Source organism: Enterobacter cloacae complex sp. 418I7, from assembly GCF_050030705.1.
GTDB classification, from domain to species: domain Bacteria; phylum Pseudomonadota; class Gammaproteobacteria; order Enterobacterales; family Enterobacteriaceae; genus Enterobacter; species Enterobacter intestinihominis.
In genome coordinates, this window is sequence record NZ_JBLGUU010000003.1 from 56,003 (window position 1) to 72,079 (window position 16,077).

Genomic DNA, 16,077 nt, shown 5'->3' on the forward strand with positions numbered 1-16,077 from the left:
GGGAGGTGCTCAGCGCCTCCCGATGAGTCCAGCTGCTCCGGTTAGAGTCTGGATCATGGTAATTATCTTTTCTTTGGTGTTTTTCCGGTGTCCGAAGGAAGGAACAGCAGCAGCGATAGAAAGTGTTACGGTTGCCAGCTCTACTACCCGCGATACCTTTTCCGACTTCTCGTAAACTTTCCATGTTCGCAGGCTGACTCCAAGCTCTTCGGCCGCCCTGTCACTGCTCCAGTTCATACCTTTTCGCCATAAACGAAGTTCGTAACCCGTCATTTTCTGATACCTAAATAAGTGCAGATTCTGCACTTATTTTAGTGTTTTTTTTGTGGGAAAGTATATATGAATAAAGTGCAGATTCTGCACTTTTATTGATTTTTTTTTGTGGATTAATGTGATGCTAAATGACGACGAAAAGCATGTTGTCAGGACTGACATCTGGGTACCTTCGGCTCCCCGTCGCTGCCGGGTCGTCGCCTGCACTTCGCGTGGTGGCCGTACGCCCACCGCGCTACGCGGAGCCGCACGCGTCTCCGTCCTGACGGATAGCAAGCGATACCTGAACCCATCCCGCTTGCAGCTGCCGTTCCGGCAGCGCCGCTCCCACTGACCGCCACGGCGGCCGCAAGGGAACGCCGGATTAACCGGCGCCTTCTGCCTTCCTGTCCGTTTCTGCCGTGAAAGCCTTTCATTACTTATGCACTCTGACAGAGCGCCTCTGTTCAGCAAGGGACGCTGACGCTTTCCGTCCAGATTTTTTCTCGCAGGCTCCAAATAATCTGTCCTTCACCCCTGCTTTCCATCGTCACCCTGTCAGGGCATTAGCGTAATGAAGGCATTTCCCTCATTGCAAGAAAACGGAAAAGGACGACGGCAGAAAAGGCCGGATGGCCTGCAAGATTTGCGTCGTAAGACGCGCAGGATATTGCCGGAAGACTGGCAATAAAAAAGCAGGGCGGGTGCCCTGCCTGTTTACACGGGCTGCTGTAACAGCTCGTTATCACAATGACTCTGAGGAGGCACTATGAAAGACCAGTTCATCGTCGCATGTCGCGAATACTTTGTAAAGGAGCGGGTTAAAACCCGTCATCCACGGAAAATCCGCGAAACGTTGAAACCAGACGCTATCGCGCCACATCTGAAACAACTGGGGACATCACTTGTCCGTTGCGGGCGTATTCATAAACCGATCCATATTCCAGCACTTAACGGGGCTGAATGGGATCACGTCCTGAGTACGCTTGAGCTTTCCCGCGCGTACGCCTGATAACCACCGCCCTGCAACGGGGCGGTAATTTAATAACACAGTGCCGGAGTATTATCCGGCACATTTTTGGAAGGAATGGAACATGCCACACTACATATCCCGTGCGCCTCATGGCGTCACCTGTATCCGTCTTGATAACGGTGATGAAGCTCTCTTTGTGAATGGAGAACTGATTTCCTCATGTACAGCCAGTGAACTTTATCCGCGTATTATTGCATCAGGGTTGAACCTGTCGACGGCACTTAGCTTGCCATTTAAACAGCTTACTGCTCAGGTTCCTGATAACCCTAAATGGACATGGGAGGATGTTACTGCATCGCTCGGATGGGGACAGCGTACTGAACTTAATCACAAAGTTTTGCGTTCTGTTCTGGAATGTAGTCTGAGCCATATTACGCGGAGGGATAGCGAGATTCTGAGCGAACTATGTCACGCCGAGTATGAAAGCGAATGGATCCATGAATCCGATCTGGGTTACATCATTCGTGTTGATGCCGTCAGTTATCCGCTTCTCATTCTGAAACATCATGGTATTTCAAAAGCGGCGAGAATAGTGATTTACACTGCCATGATAAAGGCTGACATCAGCATGGTTCATTTTACTTCATGGGGAGAAATGCTGGCAGACGTTCCGACCTTTGAATGGTAATTTCTATATCATCTCCCTTCTTACCAGGCTGAAAAAATATTTCATCCTGGTAAGAAAAATTTCAGTACATCACATCTTCAGGATGCAGGAATTATTTCGTTGGTGATGACGAATTTTCTGCCGTCGACCTGCGATTTTTACGGGCTGGTTTGTTTTTATCAGCATCACGAACGATTTCACGAAGTGCTCTCTCACTGATTTCATACCCCGTGGTTTTTAGTGTCTCTTTAATGTCTGAGACCGTGTAACCTTTGGTTTTTACCAGTGCTAACAGGTCATCACGGATTGCATCCAGAAATTCCTTTTGTGATTTGCGCTGAGGTGTCAGATCCGGTAAACCAGCCAGAGTAACCTTTGCTAGCTCGATATCTTCATCTGAATAAAACGCCTTCTTACTCATCTTCTTACCCCTTTCAGAATATTGTCATCCAAATCATAACATTGACCACTCAAAAGTGGCAGTGCTCCGCACTGCCTATGCCGTCAAATCGCCACTAGGCGAAACAGCCAGCGAAGCGTATAATGACTCGAAAGACGGGACAGGATGTGCATTTGTAATACCGCGCACGCACGATATCACAAATGCCACCTGGTCAGGGCTCCGCCCCGACACCCGAGTAAGGAGCACACATGAGCGACAAAGCATCCCGAAGGGGAAGTGATAAACGGCAGAAAACCGTAATCAAGACCCTGAGATTCACGCCGGATGAAATCGAAGAGATTGAACAGAAAGCGGAAGCAGTGGGGCAAAGCGTATCGGCTTATATCCGTAACGCAGCGATGAACAGAAAGATGATTTCACTCATCGACGACAGCTTTATGACCGAGCTTTTAAGGCTGGGGAGACTGCAAAAGCATCTCTTTGTTGAAGGGAAACGAGTGGGTGATAAGGAATACTCCACGGTCCTTGTCGCAATAACAGAACTGTCGACCACGCTCAGAAATAAACTCATGAACAACGGTTAGCACGGAGAGAAGAACAACATCATGATCCCGGTTATTCCACCGAAACGACAAGACGGCAAGTCCTCCTTTGGGGACCTGGTTTCGTACGTTTCTGTTCGTGATGAGCCGCGCGATGATGATTTAATGGAAGCCGTTAGAGCTTCCGGAACAAAGCCAGAAATGCCGCACAGCAGCCGCTTTTCCCGTCTGGTTGACTACGCTACTAAACTGCGTGATGAGTCGTTTATCTCGCTGGTTGACGTGATGCCTGACGGCGGGGAATGGGTGAATTTTTACGGTGTGACCTGTTTCCACAATTGCACATCAATTGAAAGTGCAGCTGAAGAAATGGAGTTCTCCGCACGTAAAACGAAGTTTGCCCATAACAAAAGCGACCCTGTATTCCACTATATTCTGAGCTGGCAGTCGCACGAAAGTCCGCGCCCTGAACAGATTTACGATTCGGTCAGCCATACACTTTCCCGTCTCGGTTTAGCGGGCCATCAGTTCGTTGCTGCCGTTCACACTGACACGGATAACCTCCACGTTCACATCGCTGTAAATCGCGTACATCCGGAGACTGGTTATCTTAACCGTCTTGCTTACAGCCAGGAAAAACTGAGTAAGGCCTGTCGTGAACTGGAGCTCAAACATGGGTTTTCACCTGACAATGGCTGCTATGTGATTGCCCCTGATAATCGTATTGTTCGTCGTACCTCTGTTGAACGCGATCGTCAAAGTGCCTGGAAACGTGGCCGTAATCAGAGCCTGAGAGAATATATCGCTGACACGGCAATAGCTGGTTTACGGGAGTCACCGGTGACCGACTGGTCTTCTCTCCATCAGCGTTTTGCGAAAGAAGGCCTGTTCCTGACAAAGGAGAGCGGCGAGCTAAAAGTGAAGGATGGCTGGGACAGTGAACGTCCTGGCGTTACGCTTTCTGCGTTTGGACACGCCTTTGATACCGATAAACTTATTCGTAAACTGGGTGAGTTTGTTCCTCCTGTACAGGACATTTTCTCGCAAGTTCCGGCTGTCGGCCGCTATGAACCAGACAAGATTATTATGCCGTCTCGCCCTGAACGGATGACAGAGAAAGAATCCTTATCGGACTATGCGATCGCACGTTTACGGGCGCCGCTGATTGCACTTGATCAGGATCCAACGCAGCGAACCATACAGTCAGTGCATACGCTTCTGGCACAGTCTGGACTGTATCTGAAAGAACAGCATGACCGTCTGGTTATCTGTGACGGGTATGACTCAACGCGTACACCTGTCAGGGCGGAACGTGTGTGGCCTGCGCTAACGAAGGCTATTCTGGACTCGTATAAAGGAGGCTGGCAGCCGGTACCGAAAGACATTTTCCAGCAGGTTCCCCCTGCGGAACAGTTCACCGGCGGCAGTCTGGAAGCCACCCCAGTATCCGACCGGGAATGGCGAAAACTGCGAACAGGTTCGGGCCCGCAGGGGGCGCTGAAACGTGAGATTTTCTCTGATAAGGAAAGCCTCTGGGGCTATGCGGTTTCACACTGCCGTCAGGACATTGAGTCGCTTATCGGTAGTGGTGAATTTACCTGGGAACGCTGTCATGAGCTACTGGCGCGTCAGGGGCTGTTGCTGATGCGCGAGCAGCAGGGCCTGGTTGTGATGGACGCTTACAATCACGAACAGACCCCTGTAAAGGCCAGCCACGTTCATCCTGATCTGACGCTTGCGCGTGCGGAACCCCATGCTGGTTCGTTTGTTTCGGTGCCGGCAGACATCTTTGAACGTGTTAAGCCGGCCAGCCGTTACAATCCGGAACTGGCCGTGAGCGACCGCGATATTCCGGGTATGAAGCGTGATCCTGAATTGCGTCGCCAGCGTCGCGAAGCGCGCGCAGCTGCGCGAGAAGATCTGAAAGCCCGTTATGCAGCCTGGCGGGCTAACTGGCAGCGCCCTGATTTGCATGGCCGTGAACGTTACCAGGCGATTCATGACGAATGCAGGATACGTAAAGCGCGCATCCGTATCGAACATCGTGACCCTCTGGTGAGGAAGCTGCATTATCATATTGCAGAGCTTCAGCGCATGCAGGCACTGATTGCGCTGAAAGAAACCATGAAGGCTGAACGAGCTGAGCTTATCGGGCAGGGGAAATGGTATCCGCCGTCTTACCGGCAGTGGGTTGAAGCTGAAGCGGTGAAAGGTGACAAGGCTGCGATATCGCAGCTGAGAGGATGGGATTACAGGGATCGTCGTGGTAATGCGGTGAAATCTACAACAGACAACCGATGTGTCGTTATCTGTGAGCCAGGCGGAACGCCGATGTATTCCGGTGTTCCTGGCCTGCGGGCTTCACTGAAGAAGAACGGTCGCGTCCAGTTCCGCGATCCGGAGACAGGCCGCCATATTTGTACCGACTATGGCGACAGGGTTATTTTCCGGAACAGTGGCGATTACGATGCGCTTAAGCGGGATATGGTCAAAGTCGCGCCGGTTCTCTTCAGCCGTTCTCCGAGCGTCGCGATGGCTCCGGAAGGGAATAATGAACAGTTCAATACAGCTTTTGCCAAAATGGTGGCATGGCACAATGTGAACCACCGTGATGAAGGTGAATACCAGATCTCGCGACCGGAGGTCGACCAGGTGCGTGTTGAAAGCGAGATGCGCTTTGCTGAAATGACGAATCAGGGGAGTAATACAGAAGCTGTGCGCAATGAGTCAGGACCAAACTGGAAACCACCTTCACCGTTATAAGCATTCGGGGACCAGATGGAATTTAGCCCGCAGATAAGAAATAAAAAAGGCCGCAAATGCGGCCTTTTAAACTTTTAGAGGATGTTTTATGTCATAACAAGCGACAACGCCCGTGACTACATGGAACGCAAGCAATACATAGGCAAAGCCGCATGATGTCCAGAAGACAGCAAAACTATCATCAGCACCTATGAAAGAAGCGAAAATAAAGAATAACTGAAGTGAGCAACCTGCAATAGATAAAACCAGTGTCTGTTTAGGAATGTTCATTCTCTGCCCCCTGTTTTATCAATCATACTTATCAATTTCTCGTACTGCCAGCAGAACGGGATAGTGTGAATCTGTGCCCAATCCGGAGGGTAGCATAATCAGGTCAAAAAAAAGGCCGCTTTCGCGGCCTTATTTAGTTGAATGCGATGCGTGGGACTAATTCCCATTCAGCATGGTCTTTCTTTAAAACACATTTGTATTCAGAACCATCGTGTTTTATCTGCAACCCAACAGTATAAAGCTTCTCGCCATCGGAGCAGGCGTACACCTTCTGCTGGTTCGTGAGGAGGATGTTACGGATTTCAGTCAGCTGCGCCACGGCATCGGTGTCGATAACGGGCTGGGGCGCTGCAGCGGCAACGCATGAAAAACCAAAGAGGGCGGCAAATAGTAGTTTCTTCATTTCATTTCCTTCATTTCTATATCATTTTGTTTATCGGCAGCTGTTCCTGAAACAAGACAATTTTTTTGAACTATCACTCTGGCCACTCCATATCCGGATGTGGTGAATCAGGCAGTTTCGGGGAGATAAATGGCTCGTTTCGATATCTGGAAGGAGGAATATAAGCCGGCTGCGGGAGTGTCAGCGTTCTCAGTATCGCATCTGGTGCGAGCTGAATTTCTTCAGCGCTTACTTGCGTCGGTTCCGATTCAGGCTTATTAAGCGTGATGTACCGTATTGTACGTTCTGCCATAGTGGTTGTTCTGATTACCTCCAGCGCTTCTTCCCAGAGGTTTTCTTCCCGTCCACGGTGGTCCGTATCATATTCAGTCATCAGATTATGCGCTTCCTGGCGATTGGCCAGACGCTGCTGAAAGGTATCGATTATCTTCCAGGGTTCAGCTTTTGCCGCTTTACGCCGACGCGAGGGCTTTTCTGTCAGAACACCAATGATTTTGCTGACGTTCTCCGGAGCAGGAAGACGTCGCTGCGCTGTTCGTGGAACAAGTTTACGTAGTTGCTTAAGGTTCGGTGGGTTAATCGTGATGTATCGGTTGATAATGACGGGTGCATTGCACGTTTTGTCCTGCGGCTCGATGTAGAAGGATGCTCCCGGAACCGGATCGCCCTGAAACACCGTGTAGTTCTCACCTGGCTGCAATTTAATCAGATCCTGCACATTGATTTTGTTCTCCATCTGAATATTGATGTGGTCGCCATCGATCCAGGAGGTACCAATGATACCGTCACGCCGTTGCAGGCTGACCATGTTCGCCCGGGCTTCCTGTCCTGCGGCATTAGTGATTGTCTTTGCCGTTTTATCATCACTTACGATTTTACCCGCAACCTTAGTGCCGGCGTTTTGCATCAGGGTGGCAACGTTTGTGGCTGAGGTCTGGCTTTCAATGCGCTCCTGGTCCTGGCTCATCATGACGATAGAAAAGTCCAGGGAACGTACCTGTGTGGCCTGAACGGCAATACGCTCGGTATAATAGGCTCCCACCTCGTCGAGATAGTTCATGTAGGGGAAGGGGCCTTTGTATTTGGTGATTTCGAGAGCTTCGGAATCTAGCCCTTCCAGACGATGTCCCAGGTCCCGGGCCAGTATCATGCTCTGCTGGGTAACAAACATTCTCCCCAGTGCAGAGGTTGTGTGCTGAGAGGTGTTCATTGCCGGGATAAGGACCAGGAGTATCCGGTCGCTGTGAATGCTGTCGCGAATATCAATGTCACCGGCATCCTCAGCGAAGATATTACCGAACGTTTCCGTAAATGTGTTGAAGGTTTCCAGAAACTGCCCAGTCAGGTAGCTGTGCTGCTTGCGCGGCTCTTCTGTCCAGGCTGAAGGCTGGCGAACGGTGGCCATATCGAAACCCGGTACGTCTACCAGATAATTATAGAGCGGAGAGACAGCTTCCTCTGGCCATTGATCGTCTATGGCACGGCAGTAAAGCTCTGCCAGTTTCTCCAGTGGCATAAACTCGCGCAGCAGCTGCAACGACATGGTTTTGTTTTCACGGACGCAATAGAACTTTGTGCCAAAAACCAGCGCCTTGTTCATTGCAATTGCTCTGGACTGCCATTCTCCCCCCTGTACGTTGGTCGGCAGCATTGATTGCATCGTCTCAGCAACAAAGGCCTCAGTGCTATAGCAGAAGGGGTTCCACTGGTGAGACTGTGGCCGACTTTTATCACCGTTGTGGATCATCTCACTGCGGGACATGCCGCTATTCATGAAGTTGATGTATTCCACATCATCCTCACGCCCAAAGCGGCGGGCCAGGTAGTAGCAGGTGCGCGCCGTGTCGTTCTGCGCCTTACCGTCAACAAAGGTGAAGCCCCGACCCCAGCAAAATGAATTGAGCATCCACGCATAGATGGTTTCGGTTTTCCCTCCACCGGTCGAGGCAAAGAACATCACATGACGGGTCAGGTCATCAATGGTGAGCCAGAGTTCGCGACCGATATCATTCATTCGCCTGTAGCCGAGATAGAATATTCCCTTACCTTTACTTTCCTGCGTTGTTTCATACTGAAACAGTGAGGGAAACCTTCTGAACAGGCTGCGTCGTACCTTCCGGTCTTCAGAGGGGTCTACTTTATTCAGGTGGACAGGCATTCGCATGGGCATACGCCAGCGGTGTGTTCCAAAGCTGATGCTGGCCACGATGGCCAGCAAAAGCAAAAGCGGTATGGCGAGTGGCCAGATAAACCCCGCCACCACACTTCCTGCCATAATTCCGGCATACAGCAGGTGGTCGCGCAAAAGCTCAAGAACAGGGGAGTTCCAGGCATTGCGCTTCATGAGCGCCTGGTTAACGGGCGTATAATTCATGGTTTACTCCTGGATACTGAGGGAACTCACAAAGCGGTCGACCTGTTCTGGTGACATTGGATCTGTAATTTTCAGGAAGTGATCAATTTTATCCGGCGCGGTCAGCATGCCCGTTGCCAGGCGAATGCCCGTGTCAGTCAGCACTGTCGGCGTACCTGAAAAACCAAAGGTGCGGAAGCCAGTATCGTTTACGGCTACTACGGCCTGAGCCGACGCGGAACAGTCTGAGCTCACCTGTGGAGGTGTTGTCTGTCCCGGAACCAGCATACCTGCGTCCGGTCGGAAAAGAACACTCCATGCAACAGCACGAGCTGTCTGGTCCTTCTCGCATAAAACCGGAATGATCTTCTCTACAGCATCGCCGCCGTCATTCACGACTGATACAGGGAATACAACAACGTTGTAACGCTGCGCCAGCTGTTCGATTGCCGGCTCCATACTTCTGCAGACCGCACAGGTTGGATCGAGGAATGCATACAGCGTACGCTCATGCCCGGTTGAGAGCTGGATGGTGAACAGACCTCGATCGGTACTGCGCTTCAGTATTTCCACCATCTTCTGTCGCGCTGACTGTTCCGTCGCTTCTTTTTTTACTGATGTGGTTGACGTTACCGCTGCCGGTGCTGTTTTCAGGGCTTCAGAAGGCGAAGCCGGTAAGGATTTATGACTTTCCTTCATAATATTCTGCATGTTGTCGGATTCAGCCTGGGCAGCCTGAATGACTGTATTGCCTGCCGCCGGGTTGGCTGGCTCCTGAACAGCGGCAGTCTGCCGCGGCCGGGCCGGTGCGATTGCGCCTGGTTCTGCCGGGATAGTCAGTGTCTGGTTTCCCACATTGAGTGAGAAATGGTTGTCCGTACCCAGGAGCCATAACGAAGATGCTATCAGCGCGCCGCTCACAAACAGGGCAAGGGACTTCATACGGCGTTTCATTATTGCCTTACTCTGGGTTTTGAGGTGTCGCGCTATGGTGTTGAAGACTTCCGCTGCATCGTGCATCGGGTCATCAAGAAGTGTCACGGCTTCTGCTGAATATGGATAAAAAGCGATGAGCTTTTTATCGTGGATGGCCATACGCTGAGGCTCACGAAAGGTGAACAGAGCCTGAGGAACACCATGTCCGTGTTGATGTAAAACCACAATGGTGTCGTTACAACGAAAGGTGGTGTAGGTGCTTTCCAGCGACATAATGAGACTCCAGTAGACAGTAAGATAATTAGCGTCAGAAATGAGCGAAATTTCAGAAGATGAGATCGTCATCGTCACCCGGGCGAGTGATGACGTCTTCCGTGAGTGACCAGTTGGTCCGGATGCGACGCTTGCGGTCGCGGTCTGGCTGAGGTTCGTTCCAGATTAGCCCCAGGGACAGCATATCGATGCGCAATCCCTCAATGGCTTCATCGACGCAGGCTTGCGGGCAGGGGAGGCCAAGTCGGATAGCCTCACTCTCGGTGCGGGCGACGGCGACGATACCTGCACCTTCAATAAATCCTTTGGTGGTGTTTGCCCGGTGCAGGGCATAGAAGAGTGGGCGGTCTACCCCCTTTAGCCATAGCCAGTTAGGTGGTGTCAGCCGTAAATCATGTGCGTACAGCCAGACCAGACCACTTCTGACGTAACGGTGCTCACGCAACCACTGTTTCGCGCCTTCGCTCTGGATGACGCGCTTAAAAGCGGTTCTCGCCAGCGCATAGACCGGAACTGAGAATTTCCCCTTATCACGGCGGCTTTTTATCCGACAGGAGCGGTTCAGGGCATCCATTAATTGACGTGCGGCCGGTCGGTCGTCCAGGAAAAACTGAAGGCCGAATATTGCGAATAATGCCTTTTCATGAGGGGCGAGACTTTTCCATCCATTAAGTGGACGCCCCAGTTGGGCCATAAAAACAGCCCTGCAGCGGGCAACATCGAGCTGCATATTACTGATGAGTTCATGCTCTTCAGCGAAACCCTCAGGGCTTTGTGCCGGACGTCTTTCTTGACGACGTTTATCAAGCAACAGGCGACTGGAATTCCCCTCATTAAGAATGGGGGCAATTGCAGGAGAAATGGTTTCCATAGCGAAGGGCAGCGTGCTGATATTGAGTACCCGTCGCGTTTGCCAGTTTCGTGCAGGATGGCATAACCAGCTCCACAGCGAAGCGGTAGACAGGGGAATGAGGAATATCATCAGGATCACCGTCGTTTGCTTCATCACGTTGATCCACTGATCGTAAGTGATGTTTTCGGCATTGTTGGCGGTGACGGCCAGCAGGTTATAACGCGGTGCGGCCCAGGTGTGGAAGGGGCCAAAATCAGCCATGCCCCACAGGGTATGCAAAATGAAACATGACCAGTACACAAACTCAGGCAAGAACAGCCATGCAACAAGCAGAAGCATAATGCCCAGGATGGCGAGGGCTCCAAGAAATTCAAGCGGATCAGTCGTTCCCGCGCGAGCGGATGTCATGGAAAAGCTCCCTAAATAAAAACGATGAAGACTAACTGAATAAAAGAGGGCAGCAGAGCCCGAGCTTACGAAAAGTTAGCAAGCGTATTTACTGGTGATAACGGCAGGTGAAATTATATTGATTGGTCAAATATTAGATTGTTGAGGATCTGATACGGATCTCCTTTGTTTTAGTGAGGGTCATTAATAAGATGGGTTGTGGTTTTTATTATCATCATCTGTTTTAAAGTGAATTTTCAGAGCGATGATCTGCGTTAATGAAATCAATGAAAATAGCCGGCAATTAAACCGGCTATTTATTGGAGGGTATTGGATGTGTTTCAGGCAAGAACGGGAACAGGTAGCCCTGTCAGAGATTCGATCTCGGCACGTTTTTTATTCACGACATCGTTAAAGTTGAAGTTATAGGTGTATCCTTTGTTGTTCATTGCATGCAGATGGTTAGCAATACTGGATGCAGCACCGGTATCGATAGGAATCATCGGCAATGATGTGAACCTTGTGAAGAGACGCAACTTTGAATCTTCAACCTCTGTACGTGTCAGGCTGTAAGCATCGAAGCCAATGACATCCATGACATTGCCCGGGTAGATTCGGACGTACAAAAAGGTTCCTTGCTGAAAGTCGAAACCCAGGTAGGTACTTTTCCAGAAGAGCCAGCCCTCAGAACCGCTTTCCGGTTTGAAATGACCCGTCTCCTTGATTTTCTCAACAACAGCAAGGATCTTTTTTTTGCGTTTCTTGGCTATAACATAATTGATGGCAAATGGACCGAATAACAGTAAGCAACTTGTTATGGCGTATAGATATGCCTCCGGGCGTACGTACTCATCCATGATGATTGAAATGGAGCATAGAAAAAAAATCAGCAAGAAAGAGATTATACCGAACTTTAAAAATAAAGACTTTGCAACAGAGTATAAAACCCACCACTTAGGGAATCTATCTTTCACAGTAAACCCTCCTTAGGTATTTCACTCAATGTTATAGCACTACTGGATAGATGTCCACATCTCAACTTTTTATTCCATCATTATTTGTTTCCCCTGGACCATTCATACCCTTCGTATTAACGCCAGGGGTATGCCGTATATTCCTCCCACCGGCTACGAACATATCTTTGACAGAACCAGCCATGCTTCCAAGAGTATTTGCTGCATCTCTACCGCCAAGGAACGAAATGACGTAGTCAGGTAAATATGCCTGTAAGGCAAATATGCTAGATACCAGTGTCGTGCAAATTCGAGCATAGATCATTAAAAAACCAGCCATGCTGAATAAACCTGTTAACGAGTTGGCTTGAACATTGACCAGTGCGACACCAAAAAGTGCATGAAGGATAGTGCCAGTAGCAACAATCGCAACAGATGCAAAGAAAAATCCAAAAACCATAAGTGCGGGACGAATCATGGTATCTATAAAGTAAATGTAACCATAAGCCGCACGACTGCCTCGATCCTGAGACGTACCTAGGTGAGTTGCCCCCCATAGAGGTCCCGCAGCGCAACCTACTAGAACACTGACAATCCAGTTACCAATACCAGTCATCCAGAAGATAAACGGAATAAATGGCAAATAGATTGAAAGTGTAAATCCAGCGCTAAACATAAGTAGTAACAAGAAATATACTGCTGGCGAAATGGCATCAAGCCCTTTATCTACAGCGCTAATTGCTCCTGTCATATTGACAACCTTCCCGAGAAGGGATGACTCTCCACCCGCAACAGCAGCCCGTATGACCGTGTATGCTGTTAAAGTTCCCTCCGCTGCAACCAGCGTGTAATCTCCAACATTTTTCATTTTAACTAATGGGTTTACCTGCCCTGTTGAGGTTCCTGTCCCACTATAATTTGTTGCGATGTTGCTGGTTAAACTGACGAAAAATGGAGCGAACGAGTTCATTAATATGCTATTTGGGTCATTACCTTCAGAAGCACTTAACTCGTTTTGTGATGTTGCTGTACCTGCTGGAGGTGCATAATTAGAGTTTTGTAACTGGGTACGGTAGGCGCTCATTACCGCACTGAACAGGTCTCCGCTGCCAATTTCCCCAAGGGATGACATCCCACTGGTTGCCGGCGCGCGACTGGCAACTTCTGTCAGGCGTTGATTGGCCGTTGCAAAAGTCTGGTACCAGGCACCGAGAGCCGCCCAACCATAAGTGTCGAGGTAATTCCTGACAGCATCCTGTATGCCATTTTGTTCACTCTGCGCCGGTAGTGCGTGCTGAACAGTTTGTTCGTACGTACTGGCTGCTCTCTGAATGCGGGTTTCAATATCCGGGAGTGTGCCGTTGCCGGTTGTTCGTTTATTCATAAACCCTGCCATAAACTCGCTGGCCGCGCTGTCCATATCCTGGATCATTGCTTCCATAGCTTTGTTTTGCGCATCCACCACTTCACTTGTATCGCGGTTACTGAAGGGGTTAAAGAAGCTTCCGGAACCAGACGAGGAGTCCGATTTCTGTTGTTCCGGTATCGTCGCCGTGCCGCACACACCGCTGCCGTTGGTGACCCGGTAGGTATAATTCCCTCCAGAAGAACCGGATACCCCTGCCATTCTGGCTGTGGTCGAATTTGCCGTGCTGTTGTAATCGTCCAGCGCAGTATTGATGGCATATTTACAAAGCTGCATCTCAAAAATACCGCGTGCAGAAGTTCGGGTCGAAGCCTGTGTGGGCTGGACAGTCAGGGAGTAGCCGCTGGCAATATCACTGGCTGCTTTGGACACCATCAGGTTGGCAGAACCTACGCCCATAATCGACGCGCCCCAGAGAATTATGAGCTGGGACATGCTCCAGCCATTGGCGGTCGGGATAATCATCAAAAATCCTGACACTGTGCTCAGTGTGCTGGTGATATCGCGATCCCCGCTGAATACCTTGCCCTGATGCCCCGTTTTATTAATGTGCTTCAGACCAATAAATACAAACCAGACGACGGCAAGGACGGCGATAATTCCGTTAAACAGAGCAAACAGATTCCCGATCATCGTGGTATTGCCGGCGGCGAGAGGGTCCAGCACCACATCGCCGAAGATAGTGACCAGTGCCTGTCGGGAGAGGTCCTGTGCATTGGTTGCAGCAGAGACTATGTCATCGTAAGTGACACCTGCGCGTGCCGGGGTAACAGAGATAAGCAGCCCTGCACAAAGCGCACGAATGAGATTTTTCACGGTAACTCCGGATAATGCATGAATGCCGGGATGTCGGCAGGAGGCAGAGAAGGGCAGCTATTTCCCGAGAATGGCATCTCGTACGGCATGGGTTTCCGCCATGAAATGCTGAAAGGTGCCTCTTTCAGCAAGACTTACGCGACGGTTGCGTAACTGCCACAGTCGGTAGGTTACGATTAGCGCTTTTGACCATGCCACGCCAGCACCGGAAAACAGCACCACACAGGTGCTGATCTGGTGCGCGGAGATACTCCCACCAATAATGAATGGTGTCAGTGCTGCAAGCGGAACCGGTATGGCCATAAGCCAGAACAGCACTCGCCAGCGCCTGCGCTGGCTCACATACCCCTCATCCAACTGTGCGGGGGTACAACCTGATTCCGCAACGGCTTTTTCCCAGTCAGGAGAAGCCGGCGGTTTGTCGTCAGTAATGAGCTCCGGAAAAGCATCACGCATTCGCTCAATATTTCGTGATGTCATGTGCCGGGCAGCCCGCAAATACCACTTCGTTTCCTGCAATGGCAGAAATATGCTCAGCAGTCCCCGGGTAATACGTCCAGGTAGTCCTTTTTTCCGTGCGACTGTTTTTTCCAGTGTCATTTGGCAGCTCCCTGGTTCATGGCTGATTCGAGTTGTTTCAGACGTGGGGCGTAGGACTGGCGGGCAAAGGCGGCGAGTAGCTGGCCGTCGATCACGTTCCCTTTGCGCAGCAACTCTTTAATGTCGTTAAGTTGCCAGTTCATCTGTGCCGTAGTTCGGATGAGTTCGCGCATAAGGTTATCTCCGTCCATTTGCTGCAGGTCGGAGAGATAGGCTGTGTTGGCATATCGACGTCCGGCCTCAAACGATTCAAATTCTCGCTGGCTCATGTAGCCCTTCGCCTTCGCCTCCGGCGAAGCCACATTGTCAAAATACTGCGCTGCGGAAGGTGACTGCAGTGCTTCTTTCAGGGCATCACGGGTGGTTTCACTGGTCTTACTGTCGGCAATCAGCGAGAGCTGAGGTTCAGACGCGGCATCGATGATACCGTTGTACTCGTTGAGCAACCCTACATACGTACGACCGGTAACAGTGTTGACTTCACCTTTGCCTGGCGTGCGGCCTGCTGAAGGTCGAGCCGTGTTTTTCATGTAGGCCATAGCGGCATCAATCTGTTCCTGTGACCAGGAAAGTGCCGGTGCCTGCCCTTCAGGTCCCGCGCCGCCATAGATGGAGCGTACCTGACTGTCACCTCCGGGCAAATTACTGACGGCAGGGCAGATACCGGTTCCGCCAAAGCGTTCATATTCTGCTGCCGTACAGTACGCGGCATGTACGTTCGCACCGTCATAAGCGTCGCGGGCCTGTTCTTCCGATGCTGTAGAAATCCTCTTCCGCACCGCTGAACTGGAAACACCTTTGCCTGATGAGAGTTTTGACGCGGCGCTGCCTGATGCACTTTTACTTTGTGCTGCCACACCGGATGCGGAATCACTACAGATCGAATCCGGTACCGAAAAACTCTGCCGTGCCTCCTCCAGACGTTGGGTTTCATTATTGAAAATCATTTGCTGACGAGTAGCCTGCCCATCCTGATTAATCAGGGCGCCGAGCTTGTCGGCGTTCTGTGTGATGGCTGTGCCGGTTGCCTGTTGCATCTGTAGTATTTCGACCAGAGTTGCCTGGATGGTGGCCATCTCAGGCAGAACCTGAGTCGTGATCGGAACGCTGGAGTTCACGTTGACCGTTAAAGCACTGGCAACAGTGGGAAGGCTGGACGCGATGGCCAGCGCCAGCGCGGGGAGATGACGTTGTAGCATGAGATTCT

The 16,077-nt window shown here is 50.6% G+C and carries 15 protein-coding genes; 4 read left to right on the top strand and 11 right to left on the bottom strand.

Annotated elements, in window-relative coordinates:
- Positions 1-9: 9 nt before the first annotated feature.
- On the bottom strand, positions 10-237 hold the full coding sequence (locus ACQG0S_RS23650) for an XRE family transcriptional regulator (RefSeq protein WP_369798832.1): 228 nt from the start codon (positions 235-237) through the stop codon (positions 10-12).
- A gap of 784 nt (positions 238-1,021) precedes the next feature.
- Here ACQG0S_RS23650 and ACQG0S_RS23655 point away from each other — a divergent pair.
- Both ACQG0S_RS23655 and ACQG0S_RS23660 read left to right on the top strand, forming a co-directional pair.
- Positions 1,022-1,264, top strand: a complete 243-nt coding sequence (locus ACQG0S_RS23655) for a hypothetical protein (protein WP_022650012.1) — start codon at positions 1,022-1,024, stop codon at positions 1,262-1,264.
- Positions 1,265-1,346: 82 nt separating this feature from the next.
- Positions 1,347-1,913 carry a DUF5983 family protein gene (locus ACQG0S_RS23660; RefSeq protein WP_022650011.1) on the top strand — a complete coding sequence of 189 codons (567 nt, stop codon included), beginning with the start codon at positions 1,347-1,349 and terminating at the stop codon, positions 1,911-1,913.
- Positions 1,914-2,004: 91 nt separating this feature from the next.
- Here the strand turns inward: ACQG0S_RS23660 and ACQG0S_RS23665 are convergent, their stop codons facing one another.
- Positions 2,005-2,313 carry a hypothetical protein gene (locus tag ACQG0S_RS23665; protein ID WP_022650010.1) on the bottom strand — a complete coding sequence of 103 codons (309 nt, stop codon included), beginning with the start codon at positions 2,311-2,313 and terminating at the stop codon, positions 2,005-2,007.
- 230 nt (positions 2,314-2,543) lie between these two features.
- On the opposite strand from ACQG0S_RS23665, the gene mobA reads away from it, so the two are divergent.
- Both mobA and ACQG0S_RS23675 read left to right on the top strand, forming a co-directional pair.
- A complete protein-coding gene (gene mobA, locus ACQG0S_RS23670) occupies positions 2,544-2,879 on the top strand; it encodes a plasmid mobilization protein MobA (RefSeq protein WP_022650009.1) in 336 nt (111 codons plus the stop codon).
- A gap of 21 nt (positions 2,880-2,900) precedes the next feature.
- The gene (locus tag ACQG0S_RS23675; protein ID WP_022650008.1) at positions 2,901-5,600 is read left to right on the top strand and encodes a relaxase/mobilization nuclease domain-containing protein; all 2,700 of its coding nucleotides are present in this window, start codon (positions 2,901-2,903) and stop codon (positions 5,598-5,600) included.
- A gap of 66 nt (positions 5,601-5,666) precedes the next feature.
- On the opposite strand, the gene ACQG0S_RS23680 is transcribed toward ACQG0S_RS23675, so the two are convergent.
- From ACQG0S_RS23680 to traW, 9 genes are all read right to left on the bottom strand, one after another.
- Positions 5,667-5,870, bottom strand: coding sequence for a hypothetical protein (locus ACQG0S_RS23680; protein WP_123839396.1), 204 nt, complete (start codon positions 5,868-5,870; stop codon positions 5,667-5,669).
- 133 nt (positions 5,871-6,003) lie between these two features.
- Positions 6,004-6,273 (bottom strand): hypothetical protein, encoded by a 270-nt coding sequence (locus ACQG0S_RS23685; RefSeq protein WP_022650007.1) that lies wholly within the window; start codon positions 6,271-6,273, stop codon positions 6,004-6,006.
- A gap of 73 nt (positions 6,274-6,346) precedes the next feature.
- On the bottom strand, positions 6,347-8,647 hold the full coding sequence (gene trbC, locus ACQG0S_RS23690; protein ID WP_022650006.1) for an F-type conjugative transfer protein TrbC: 2,301 nt from the start codon (positions 8,645-8,647) through the stop codon (positions 6,347-6,349).
- Positions 8,648-8,650: 3 nt separating this feature from the next.
- On the bottom strand, positions 8,651-9,907 hold the full coding sequence (locus ACQG0S_RS23695; RefSeq protein ID WP_126530067.1) for a hypothetical protein: 1,257 nt from the start codon (positions 9,905-9,907) through the stop codon (positions 8,651-8,653).
- Positions 9,888-11,096 (bottom strand): hypothetical protein, encoded by a 1,209-nt coding sequence (locus ACQG0S_RS23700; protein WP_022650004.1) that lies wholly within the window; start codon positions 11,094-11,096, stop codon positions 9,888-9,890. The genes ACQG0S_RS23695 and ACQG0S_RS23700 overlap by 20 nt, the downstream gene beginning before the upstream one ends.
- 320 nt (positions 11,097-11,416) lie before the next feature.
- Entirely contained in the window at positions 11,417-12,049 is a 633-nt protein-coding gene (gene excA, locus ACQG0S_RS23705; RefSeq protein WP_022650003.1) for a plasmid IncI1-type surface exclusion protein ExcA, read from the bottom strand.
- Between the two features lie 61 nt (positions 12,050-12,110).
- The gene (locus ACQG0S_RS23710; protein ID WP_022650002.1) at positions 12,111-14,270 is read right to left on the bottom strand and encodes a DotA/TraY family protein; all 2,160 of its coding nucleotides are present in this window, start codon (positions 14,268-14,270) and stop codon (positions 12,111-12,113) included.
- 57 nt (positions 14,271-14,327) lie between these two features.
- Positions 14,328-14,870 (bottom strand): conjugal transfer protein TraX, encoded by a 543-nt coding sequence (traX, locus tag ACQG0S_RS23715; RefSeq protein ID WP_022650001.1) that lies wholly within the window; start codon positions 14,868-14,870, stop codon positions 14,328-14,330.
- Entirely contained in the window at positions 14,867-16,069 is a 1,203-nt protein-coding gene (gene traW, locus ACQG0S_RS23720) for a conjugal transfer protein TraW (protein WP_022650000.1), read from the bottom strand. The genes traX and traW overlap by 4 nt, the downstream gene beginning before the upstream one ends.
- Positions 16,070-16,077: the final 8 nt, after the last annotated feature.

What these genes read in the sequence shown, in the direction of transcription:
- mobA (WP_022650009.1), top strand. Translation starts at nt 2,544, where the DNA reads ATGAGCGACAAAGCATCCCGAAGGGGAAGTGATAAACGGCAGAAAACC.
- ACQG0S_RS23700 (WP_022650004.1), bottom strand. Translation starts at nt 11,096, where the DNA reads ATGACATCCGCTCGCGCGGGAACGACTGATCCGCTTGAATTTCTTGGA.
- traX (WP_022650001.1), bottom strand. Translation starts at nt 14,870, where the DNA reads ATGACACTGGAAAAAACAGTCGCACGGAAAAAAGGACTACCTGGACGT.
- traW (WP_022650000.1), bottom strand. Translation starts at nt 16,069, where the DNA reads ATGCTACAACGTCATCTCCCCGCGCTGGCGCTGGCCATCGCGTCCAGC.
- ACQG0S_RS23685 (WP_022650007.1), bottom strand. Translation starts at nt 6,273, where the DNA reads ATGAAGAAACTACTATTTGCCGCCCTCTTTGGTTTTTCATGCGTTGCC.
- ACQG0S_RS23655 (WP_022650012.1), top strand. Translation starts at nt 1,022, where the DNA reads ATGAAAGACCAGTTCATCGTCGCATGTCGCGAATACTTTGTAAAGGAG.
- ACQG0S_RS23675 (WP_022650008.1), top strand. Translation starts at nt 2,901, where the DNA reads ATGATCCCGGTTATTCCACCGAAACGACAAGACGGCAAGTCCTCCTTT.
- trbC (WP_022650006.1), bottom strand. Translation starts at nt 8,647, where the DNA reads ATGAATTATACGCCCGTTAACCAGGCGCTCATGAAGCGCAATGCCTGG.
- ACQG0S_RS23660 (WP_022650011.1), top strand. Translation starts at nt 1,347, where the DNA reads ATGCCACACTACATATCCCGTGCGCCTCATGGCGTCACCTGTATCCGT.
- ACQG0S_RS23695 (WP_126530067.1), bottom strand. Translation starts at nt 9,907, where the DNA reads ATGACGATCTCATCTTCTGAAATTTCGCTCATTTCTGACGCTAATTAT.
- ACQG0S_RS23680 (WP_123839396.1), bottom strand. Translation starts at nt 5,870, where the DNA reads ATGAACATTCCTAAACAGACACTGGTTTTATCTATTGCAGGTTGCTCA.
- ACQG0S_RS23650 (WP_369798832.1), bottom strand. Translation starts at nt 237, where the DNA reads ATGAACTGGAGCAGTGACAGGGCGGCCGAAGAGCTTGGAGTCAGCCTG.
- ACQG0S_RS23665 (WP_022650010.1), bottom strand. Translation starts at nt 2,313, where the DNA reads ATGAGTAAGAAGGCGTTTTATTCAGATGAAGATATCGAGCTAGCAAAG.